The 10,220-nt window shown below is 40.8% G+C and carries 11 protein-coding genes; all 11 read left to right on the top strand.

The features are described 5' to 3' along the window. Positions 1-188: 188 nt before the first annotated feature. The 11 genes from H7T99_RS06120 to coaE all read left to right on the top strand — a co-directional run bounded on the left by H7T99_RS06120 (position 189) and on the right by coaE (position 10,198). Positions 189-965, top strand: a complete 777-nt coding sequence (locus tag H7T99_RS06120; RefSeq protein WP_037604020.1) for an alpha/beta fold hydrolase — start codon at positions 189-191, stop codon at positions 963-965. A 147-nt stretch (positions 966-1,112) separates the two neighbouring features. Beyond that, positions 1,113-1,967 (top strand): bifunctional methylenetetrahydrofolate dehydrogenase/methenyltetrahydrofolate cyclohydrolase, encoded by an 855-nt coding sequence (locus H7T99_RS06115; protein WP_037604019.1) that lies wholly within the window; start codon positions 1,113-1,115, stop codon positions 1,965-1,967. Between the two features lie 3 nt (positions 1,968-1,970). Further along, on the top strand, positions 1,971-2,807 hold the full coding sequence (locus H7T99_RS06110; RefSeq protein ID WP_037604017.1) for an NAD(P)H-hydrate dehydratase: 837 nt from the start codon (positions 1,971-1,973) through the stop codon (positions 2,805-2,807). A gap of 121 nt (positions 2,808-2,928) precedes the next feature. Then, entirely contained in the window at positions 2,929-5,043 is a 2,115-nt protein-coding gene (gene pbp2b, locus H7T99_RS06105) for a penicillin-binding protein PBP2B (RefSeq protein ID WP_037604008.1), read from the top strand. 140 nt (positions 5,044-5,183) lie between these two features. Beyond that, positions 5,184-5,780 carry a recombination mediator RecR gene (gene recR / locus H7T99_RS06100; protein ID WP_002889030.1) on the top strand — a complete coding sequence of 199 codons (597 nt, stop codon included), beginning with the start codon at positions 5,184-5,186 and terminating at the stop codon, positions 5,778-5,780. Positions 5,781-5,881: 101 nt separating this feature from the next. Next, positions 5,882-6,721, top strand: coding sequence for a BglG family transcription antiterminator LicT (gene licT / locus H7T99_RS06095; RefSeq protein ID WP_037604007.1), 840 nt, complete (start codon positions 5,882-5,884; stop codon positions 6,719-6,721). Between the two features lie 216 nt (positions 6,722-6,937). Then, positions 6,938-7,435, top strand: a complete 498-nt coding sequence (gene ybeY, locus H7T99_RS06090) for an rRNA maturation RNase YbeY (protein WP_002890437.1) — start codon at positions 6,938-6,940, stop codon at positions 7,433-7,435. Continuing rightward, positions 7,416-7,820, top strand: a complete 405-nt coding sequence (locus H7T99_RS06085; protein ID WP_002890438.1) for a diacylglycerol kinase family protein — start codon at positions 7,416-7,418, stop codon at positions 7,818-7,820. Before ybeY ends, H7T99_RS06085 begins: the two co-directional genes overlap by 20 nt. Positions 7,821-7,842: 22 nt before the next feature. After that, the gene (gene era, locus H7T99_RS06080) at positions 7,843-8,742 is read left to right on the top strand and encodes a GTPase Era (RefSeq protein ID WP_037604006.1); all 900 of its coding nucleotides are present in this window, start codon (positions 7,843-7,845) and stop codon (positions 8,740-8,742) included. Between the two features lie 44 nt (positions 8,743-8,786). Then, entirely contained in the window at positions 8,787-9,608 is an 822-nt protein-coding gene (gene mutM / locus H7T99_RS06075) for a DNA-formamidopyrimidine glycosylase (RefSeq protein WP_037604005.1), read from the top strand. Next, positions 9,605-10,198 (top strand): dephospho-CoA kinase, encoded by a 594-nt coding sequence (coaE, locus tag H7T99_RS06070; protein WP_037604004.1) that lies wholly within the window; start codon positions 9,605-9,607, stop codon positions 10,196-10,198. The genes mutM and coaE overlap by 4 nt, the downstream gene beginning before the upstream one ends. Positions 10,199-10,220 lie beyond the last annotated feature (22 nt).

Below are 10,220 nucleotides of genomic sequence, written 5' to 3'. Positions count from 1 at the left end.
TATGGGACTTTTTGTGTACACTTAAAAAGCTCTATAATCTCTACAGTGGTTTTACCCACTACAGAAATTATAGAGCCCCATTTTCTTACGATTGTAAGAAATGTATAAAGGTATGTAGGTTGGAAGTATGATACTATAAGATAGATAAATAATCTAAATTTTTAACAAAAAAGGGAGATGTATAAGGAATGGTTTTGAACAGAGAGATTGTCCTAATTCATGGGACCTGGTGTGATGGCAATGTTTGGGGAGAATTTGCGACAGGTCTACGTCAAATGGGATACAAGGTGCATACACCTAGCTTTCGTTACCATGACCTACCTTATCAAGAGTGCCTAACTAAAGTTGGGACTGTTACCTTGCAGGACTATCGAGATGATTTAGTGGCTTTGATTGAAAGTCTAGACCAACCACCACTCATTTTGGGGCACTCTTTAGGCTGTCTGGTGGCTCAAATGGTTGCTGAAAAGACAGAAGTTGCTGGTATGATTCTCATGGGACCTGCTCCGACAGCAGATATTTACGCCTTTTATCCAACCATGTTAGCTTGTTTTGGCAAACACTTTTTACGTTGGGGGTTTTGGAAAAAAGCCATGCCCCCTTATAAAAAGGAGTTTTTCAAGTTTTGCATGAATGAACAAGAGGAAGCTTTGAAAGAGGAAGTTTTTGCCGGTCTGGTTCCTGAATCAGGAAAAGTTTATACTCAGATGGCTCTTCATTGGTTTGATAAGACAAAGGCAGCTTATGTGGATTTTAGTAACATTTTATGTCCTGTTCTCGTCATTTCAGGAACCAAGGATAAGATGACTCATCCTAATATTGCTAGAAGAACAGCTAAGAACTACCGTGATTCTGTTCTCGTTTCCTTAACAGGTGCAGATCACATGTATGAAAGTGGCAAATACCAGCAGAAGACCTTGAAGGTTATTAAGGGTTGGAGTCAGCAAAATGATTTTGTGGATTAGTCACGAAAGATAATCAGAAGAAGTTGGAAGGCAATTCCAGCTTTTTTAGTTTTCATTTGAAACGTCTTTTTGAAAATTTAGAAAATTTAGTCACAAAGAGTCCTCACTATGGTATAATTGAAAAAAAGTATGTATTGGAGAACACCCATGGCGATAATAATGGATGGTAAGGCCCTAGCTGTTAAAATGCAGGATCAATTGCAAGAAAAGGTAGCACGTCTAAAAGAAAAGGAATGGATTGTGCCAGGACTAGTGGTAATTATGGTTGGAGACAACCCAGCTAGTCAAGTTTATGTGCGTAATAAGGAACGTGCTGCTAAAAAGGCTGGCTTCCATAGTCAGACGGTCAATCTTTCTGAGAGTATTAGTGAGGAAGAGTTGATTGAAGTTATTGAGCGCTATAATCAGGATCCGCTTTTCCATGGTATCTTGGTTCAGTTGCCACTGCCGAATCATATTAATGAAATGCGTATTCTTTTGGCTATTGATCCTAAAAAAGATGTCGATGGTTTCCATCCTATGAATACTGGTAATCTTTGGAATGGTCGCCGTCAAATGGTTCCTTGTACACCGGCTGGGATTATGGAAATCCTTCGTGAGTACAATGTTGAATTGGAAGGTAAGACAGCAGTTATTATCGGACGTAGTAATATTGTTGGTAAACCTATGGCTCAGCTTCTTCTAGAAAAGAATGCAACAGTTACCTTGACCCACTCACGAACACCGCATTTGGCTAAGGTTTGTAGCAAGGCAGATGTCTTGATTGTAGCTATTGGACGTGCAAAATTTGTAACAGGAGAATATGTCAAAGAGGGTGCTGTTGTCATTGATGTGGGAATCAACCGTGATGAAGAAGGCAAACTTTGTGGTGACGTTGATTTTGATCAAGTGAAAGATAAGGTTGGCATGATCACGCCTGTTCCAGGTGGTGTAGGCCCTATGACTATTACTATGTTGATGGAACAGACCTATCAAGCTGCTCTTCGTAGTGCGAAAGGATAGTTTATGAAAGTTGATGACGATTTAGCTAGGCAAGTGATAACACCTCGCTTGAGAGAGTCTCACAAGGGTTCTTACGGTCGAGTGCTTTTAGTTGGTGGGCTTTATCCTTATGGTGGTGCCATCATTATGGCTGCCATAGCTTGTGTCAATAGTGGGGCAGGCTTGGTCACAGTGGCTACGGATCGTGAAAATATCACAGCCCTTCATGCTCATCTCCCTGAAGCCATGGCTTTTGACCTTAGAGAGACTGAAAGATTCCTTGAGAATCTTAGGGCAGCTGATGTGGTATTAATCGGTTCTGGCCTAGGTGAAGATGGTGTAGCTAGTCAGGCTATGGACTTGGTGCTGGCAAATATTAGGGCAGATCAAAATTTGGTTGTTGATGGTTCAGCTCTCAATCTTTTGGCTAAGAAAAATAAGAAGGACCTACCAGATTGTCACCTTACTCTCACCCCACATCAAAAAGAATGGGAACGCTTGTCAGGTTTAAGGATTCCAGGGCAGACAGTTTCCAACACTCAAAAAGCCTTGGGAGAGTTCCGAGCTGGGACAATCCTGGTTGCCAAGAGTCACAAGACGGCTGTCTATCAGGGTGAAAAAGTAGCTCATTTAGAAGTTGGTGGGCCTTATCAAGCCACAGGAGGAATGGGAGATACCTTAGCTGGTATGATTACTGGTTTTCTGGCCCAGTTCCCTTCAATTGATCGCTATAATGCTGTCACAGTAGCTACCTGGCTTCACTCAGCTATTGCTGATGATCTGGCTAAAAATGCCTATGTGGTTTTGCCGACACATATCAGTAAAGCCATTCCTAGCTGGATGAAAAAGTTGTCAATATAATCTAAAAAACGTGTCTTATATTGAGGCAAGTTTTTTTAGATTTCGACATTTTTTTAAGTTTGCTAAAGCTTATTTGTGATAAAATAAAAGAGAATTTTTATGAGAACATAGAGGAAAAAAAGTGACATCATTTTCGAAAAAACTCAGTCAAAAATGGGAAAAACGGCGCCAAAAACAAAAAGAAAAACGAGCGAATAAACCTAGAAAGCCAGTAAACATTTCACGTCGTGTTTACTTGCTTTTTGGTGTAGTCTTTGTCCTTTTTTTGTTGCTTTTTGCACGTTTGACCTATATGCAGGTTTATAACAAATCGTTTTATACTAAGAAATTAGAGGATAACTCCAAGTATACGGTTAGAATTGCAAGCGAACGTGGGCAAATCTTTGATGCTAAGGGGGTCGCTCTTACGACCAACCAGAGTAAGGACGTTATCACCTTTACACGTAGCAATTTGGTGTCATCAGATACTATGAAGAAGGTCGCTGAAAAGTTAGCGACCATGGTAACACTAACGGAGACGAAGGTAACAGCACGCCAGAAACGCGATTTCTATCTAGCAGATTCTGCTACCTACAAACGTGTGGTTAATGATCTTCCAAAGGACAAGAAAACAGATAAGTTTGGTAATAAATTAGCTGAAGCTACTATTTACAACAATGCTGTTGATGCCGTTCCTGATGAAGCAGTGGATTACACTGAGGATGAGCTTAAGATTGTCTACATTTACTCACAGATGAATGCTGTTTCTAATTTCTCAACAGTCACATTGAAAACAGGAGACTTGACGCCTGAACAAATTGCGATTGTAGCAGCTAAACAGAAGGAACTTAATGGTATTACGGTTGCTAAGGATTGGGAGCGTCATACGGTTGATTCAGCCTTGTCTCCTCTCATCGGGAAAGTCTCAAGTTCAGAAGCAGGTTTGCCACAAGAAGATGCTAAGGAATACCTCAAAAAAGGTTATGCCCTTAATGACCGTGTAGGAACTTCTTATCTAGAAAAAGAATATGAGGAGAAGCTACAAGGGAAACATACTGTTCGTGAGATTACAGTAGACAAGGAAGGCGAAGTTGCTAGTGATAAAATCACTCAAAAGGGAAGTAAGGGTAACAATCTGCAGTTGACCATCGACCTTGATTTCCAAAAGGGAGTTGAAGATATCCTAGGTCAACAGCTTTCTTCAGAGATTTCAGAGAACAAAGCTACCTATTCTGAAGGAATGTATGCCGTTGTTATGAATGCTGAAACTGGTGCTGTACTTGCCATGGCGGGGCAAAAACATGAACAAGGAGCACAAGATTTTAAAGCAAATGCCTTAGGAACAATCACTGATGTCTTTATTCCAGGATCTGTTGTTAAGGGAGCAACCCTAACTGCTGGTTGGCGTTCAGGTGCCATCTATGGAAATCAGGTCTTGACTGACCAACCAATCAACATTGCTGGTTCAGCCTCGATTACGTCTTGGTTTACAGATCAAGGTAGCCGTCCTATTACCGCGACACAGGCTCTAGAATATTCATCAAATACCTATATGGTGCAGATTGCAATCAAACTACTTGGCCAACAGTATGTTCCAGGCATGGCCTTGTCGACTGACAATATGGATAAGGCCATGACGACACTTCGTGATACCTACGCTGATTTTGGTATGGGGGTATCTACAGGACTTGATTTGCCTGGAGAATCAGAAGGGTACATTTCTAAGAATTACAATGTAGCCAACGTTTTGACAGAGGCCTTTGGTCAGTACGATTCTTATACAACCATTCAGCTGGCTCAGTATGTTGCTTCAATTGCAAATGGTGGTAAACGTGTAGCACCTCATATTGTGGGAGGTATTTATGATGCTGGTACTAATGGTAGCTTAGGAGCTCTAGCTTCAACGGTAGATACACGTGTATTAAATACCTTACCTCTTGATTCTGAGCAGATGGGGATTATCCAACAAGGCTTTAATGATGTCGTTAATTCTGGTTCTAGCCTTGCGACTGGTAAAGCTATGGCAAGTTCTATCATTCCAATTAGTGGTAAAACAGGGACAGCCGAAACCTATACGACAGACAGCTCAGGTAACACAGTAAAAACATATAATCTTAATGCCGTAGCCTATGCGACCGCCAAAGATGGTACGAAGTTGGCTGTTGGAATCATGTACCCACATGTTCTTGATTGGAAGAGTAAAAGCCCCCAAGTTGCAGTCAAAGCTATCATGGAACTTTATCAAAATACTCACTAAATATGAAAATCTCTCGTGCCTTGCACGAGGGATTTTTCTGTGATATAGTGTTTGAGTATTTGTTCTTGGGTAAAGACATATCCATGACAGTGACAAAAGATAAGAGATGAATAAAATCATATAAAGAACAGGAGACCTTCATGCTTTATCCTACTCCAATTGCGAAGCTGATTGATAGTTTTTCAAAACTCCCTGGAATTGGGGCTAAAACAGCGACACGCCTAGCTTTTTATACCATTAGCATGTCTGATGAAGATGTCAATGATTTCGCAAAAAACCTCTTGGCAGCCAAACGTGAATTGACTTATTGTTCGGTCTGTGGTCGTTTGACAGATGATGATCCCTGTAACATTTGTACAGATGAAACGAGAGATCGTACTAAGATTTTGGTTGTTGAAGACTCCAAAGATGTTTCAGCTATGGAAAAGATTCAGGAATACCGTGGTCTCTACCATGTGCTTCAAGGGCTTATTTCCCCTATGAATGGTGTTGGACCAGATGATATTAACTTGAAAAGTTTGATTACTCGTCTTATGGATAGCGAGGTTGACGAAGTTATCATTGCTACTAATGCAACAGCAGATGGTGAGGCAACATCTATGTATATTTCACGTGTCCTCAAACCTGCGGGAATCAAGGTGACTCGTTTAGCGCGTGGTTTGGCTGTTGGTTCTGACATTGAGTATGCTGATGAAGTGACCTTGCTAAGAGCTATCGAAAATCGAACAGAACTTTAGGAAAAGTGTTGGTAAGTCCAGCGCTTTTTGTTTGCAGTAAGTAGGTTTCTCATTAAAAATTTGGTAAAATAAAGTAAACGCTTTAATGACGAGGGATCATGATGCAAATTGAAAAGATTTTAAACAACAATGTTGTTCAGGCTTTGGATAATAATGTGGAATACATTGTCATGGGCAAGGGACTGGGCTTTCAAAAGAAGGTCGGAGACTTTGTTGATAAGGAAAAGATTGAAAAGACTTTTGTTTTGGAAAATACAGAGGCATTAGATGAATGGTCTCGTGTTTATGTCAATTTGCCTGAAGGTGAAATGCAGGTCTTTTTGAATATCCTTACTTTTGCTGAAGCTGTCTTACAAACCAAGTTTGACCCCTCTTTTTTCATCGCCCTAGCTGACCACCTACATTACGCCATTGAAAGAAGTGGAGAAGGTATTTCTCTGCAGAATCCCTTGGCTTGGGAGGTTCGAAAATTTTACCCTCGGGAGTATGAGATTGGAAAACAAGCTCTTCGTTTGATTGCCAAGGATTTAGAAGTTAAATTGGCAGATGATGAGGCTGCCTCTGTCGCTTTACATTTTGTCAATGCACAAAAGGATGCGGGTCTCCATGAAAAAGACCGGCAGATGACTCAAATTGTGGTTGGAATTAGTGACATTGTCCGTCTTCAATTTGGTTGTGATTTGGAGGAGGATAGTTTCTCTTATAACCGATTTATTACACATCTTCGCTATCTAGCGCAACGGATTGTGAGTGGGGTTAGTGGTGGTAAAAATGATGCTTTTCTTTACGAGCAGGTTAGGGTAAATTATCCAGAATCCTTTATCTGTACCCAAAAGATTGCTAACTATATTAAGACAGGTTATACTTTTGAATTGAGTTTGGACGAACAGGTCTATTTAACCATTCATATTCAACGTCTTAAGGATAGTTTGGATAAGTAAGCGATTCACGGAGAGGCCATACAAAAAGCAGACAATTAGGCTTAAGTCTGCTTTTTCTGTGTCCTTATGGTATAATGAAGTGATTAATATTAAACTAAAAATACTCAAAGTTAGGATTCTATGTATTTGGGTATTTCTATAAAAAGCTAATGAGTTAGTGAAAGGAAGCGAGCGGTTCTGTGCTTGAAGTGAGCATAGCCGTTCCTAAAGAATCTTATGTATATTGAAATGATTGACGAGACTGGACAAGTCTCTGAGAAATTAAAAGAACAAACCTTGGAGTTGCTAGATTTTGCAGCACAAAAACTTGGTAAGGAAGACAAGGAAATGGCGGTTACATTTGTAACCAACGAACGCAGCCACGAACTAAACTTGGAATATCGTGATACAGACCGTCCAACGGATGTTATTAGTTTGGAGTATAAGCCTGAATTAGATATTAGTTTTGATGAGGAAGAATTGGCTGAAAATCCTGAATTAGCTGAAATGATGGGAGAGTTTGATAGTTATATCGGTGAACTCTTTATTTCCGTTGATAAGGCTCATGAACAAGCTGAGGATTATGGACATAGTTTTGAACGTGAGATGGGTTTCTTGGCTGTTCACGGTTTTCTCCATATCAATGGCTATGACCATTACACCCCAGAAGAAGAAGCGGAAATGTTTGGCTTACAGGAAGAAATTTTGACTGCTTATGGACTTACGCGACAATAATCCACAAAAAAAGTGGAAAAATAGAGAATTTACAGCTAGTTTTGAGTTTGCTCTGACAGGAATAATAACGGCTTTCAAAGAAGAACGCAATATGCGCAAGCACTTGGTTTCAGCTATTTTGGTGGTATTGGCTGGCTTGATTTTCCGTGTGTCTGCGACAGAATGGCTCTTTCTTTTGATGGCAGTTTTTCTCGTAATTGCCCTAGAGATTGTTAATTCTGCCATTGAAAATGTTGTCGATTTAGCTAGTAATTATCACTTTTCGATGCTAGCCAAAAATGCCAAGGATATGGCCGCTGGAGCTGTTTTAGTGGTTTCTTGTTATGCAGTCATTACGGGGATGATTGTTTTCATACCTAAAATTTGGCACTTAATTTTCAATTAAAACGAAATAGGAAAGAAGTTATATGACATTTAAATCAGGATTTGTGGCTATTCTCGGCCGTCCTAATGTAGGAAAATCAACGTTTTTGAACCATGTTATGGGGCAAAAGATTGCTATCATGAGTGATAAGGCTCAAACAACCCGCAATAAAATTATGGGAATTTACACAACCGATAAGGAACAGATTGTCTTTATCGATACCCCAGGGATTCACAAGCCTAAGACGGCTCTTGGGGATTTTATGGTGGAATCTGCTTATTCAACCCTTCGTGAGGTTGATACAGTCCTCTTTATGGTACCAGCGGATGAGCCTCGTGGTAAGGGTGATAATATGATTATCGAACGCCTCAAACAAGCTAAAGTTCCAGTTATCTTGGTAATCAATAAGATTGACAAGGTCCATCCAGATCAGCTCCTAGAGCAGATTGACGATTTCCGTACACAAATGGATTTCAAGGAGATTATTCCGATATCTGCCCTCCAAGGGAACAATGTTTCCCACCTTGTGGATGTCTTGAGCGCTAACCTTGAGGAAGGGTTCCAATATTTCCCAGCGGACCAAATCACCGATCACCCTGAGCGTTTCTTGGTATCAGAGATGATTCGTGAAAAAGTCCTTCAGTTGACACGTGAAGAAATTCCACACTCCGTTGCGGTTGTCATTGATGAGATGAAGCGTGATGAAGACACGGATAAGATTCATATTCGTGCGACAATCATGGTTGAGCGTGACAGCCAAAAAGGGATTGTTATTGGTAAACAAGGTTCCATGCTCAAGAAAATTGGTACCCTTGCTCGTAAAGATATTGAAGTCATGCTCGGGGACAAGGTCTTCCTTGAAACCTGGGTTAAGGTTAAGAAAAATTGGCGTGATAAAAAACTTGATTTGGCCGATTTTGGTTACAATGAAAAAGAATATTAAAAAGCTGGGCACTTGCTCGGCTTTCTTGCTAGAAGGAGGAGCAGATGCCTGAGTTACCTGAGGTAGAAACTGTTAGACGAGGTTTAGAACGGTTAGTAGTAGGTCGGACTATTTTGTCGCTTGAGGTCAAGGTTCCCAAAATGATTAAGACCTCCTACGATAGTTTTTTGACTGATTTACCTGGTCAAACCATTCAAGCCCTGCGACGAAGAGGCAAGTACTTGATTTTTGACTTTGGACAGTTGATTATGATTTCCCACTTGCGTATGGAGGGGAAATACCTGCTGTTTACAGATCAAGTTCCTACCAACAAGCATTTTCACTTATTTTTTAAGTTAGATGATGGCTCCACCCTCGTCTATCAAGATGTCCGTAAGTTTGGGACCTTTGATTTATTGGCTAAAAGTCAAGAGGAGGCTTATTTTACAAGGAAAAAGCTTGGTCCTGAGCCTACTAAGAAGGCCTTTAAATACGCTCTATTTGAGAGAGCCTTGATGAATTCTGCAAAGCCCATTAAAAGTCTCCTCTTGGAGCAAAAATTGGTGGCTGGTCTAGGAAATATCTATGTTGATGAGGTGCTTTGGGCGGCCAAGGTTCATCCTGAAACGCCAGCAAAGGAACTCAGCAAGGCAGCCATGAAGCGGGTCCATGATCAAACGATTGCCATTTTACAGCTTGGCATTGAAAAAGGCGGCTCAACCATAAGGACCTATCGTAATGCCCTTGGTGAGGACGGAACCATGCAGAACTATTTGCAGGTTTACGGAAAAACGGGACAGCCTTGTCCACGCTGCGCAAGCACAATTGAGAAAATCAAGTTAGGAGGGAGAGGGACACATTTGTGTCCTCATTGTCAGAAACGATGATTATTGGGTTAACAGGTGGTATTGCTTCAGGAAAATCAACGGTTGTTGAAATGATTAAAGAGGCAGGTTACAAGGTCATTGATGCTGATCAGCTTGTCCACGATATGCAGGCCAAAGGAGGCCGTTTGTATAGTGCCTTGCTTGATTGGTTGGGAGAGGAGATTCTCCTTCCTAATGGAGAATTGAATCGTCCTAAACTAGGGCATCTGATTTTTTCGAATGAGGAGATGAGACATCGGTCTGCTGAGATTCAAGGGACAATTATTCGAGAGGAACTAGCAACTCAAAGGGATTGTTTGGCCAAGAAAGAAGATGTTTTTTTCATGGATATTCCCTTACTTATTGAGAATGGGTATCAGGACTGGTTTGACCAGATTTGGTTGGTGGCAGTGTTACCTGAGGTCCAGCGCCAACGCTTGATGAAACGTAATCACTTAAGTTTTGAGGAAGCTAAGATGCGTATTGATAGCCAAATGTCTTTAGAAGAGAAAAAGCCTTATGCCAGCTTGGTTCTTGATAATAATGCTAGTCTCGATGATTTGAAGGAGAAAGTGAAGAGCGCAATAAATGATTTACCTAGCTCCTCATAGCTAGTCATTGTGATATAATGGA

Source organism: Streptococcus sp. 17.1, assembly GCF_016648655.1.
Classification (GTDB): Bacteria; Bacillota; Bacilli; order Lactobacillales; family Streptococcaceae; genus Streptococcus; species Streptococcus salivarius_E.
This window is presented reverse-complemented; position numbering and strand designations above follow the sequence as displayed.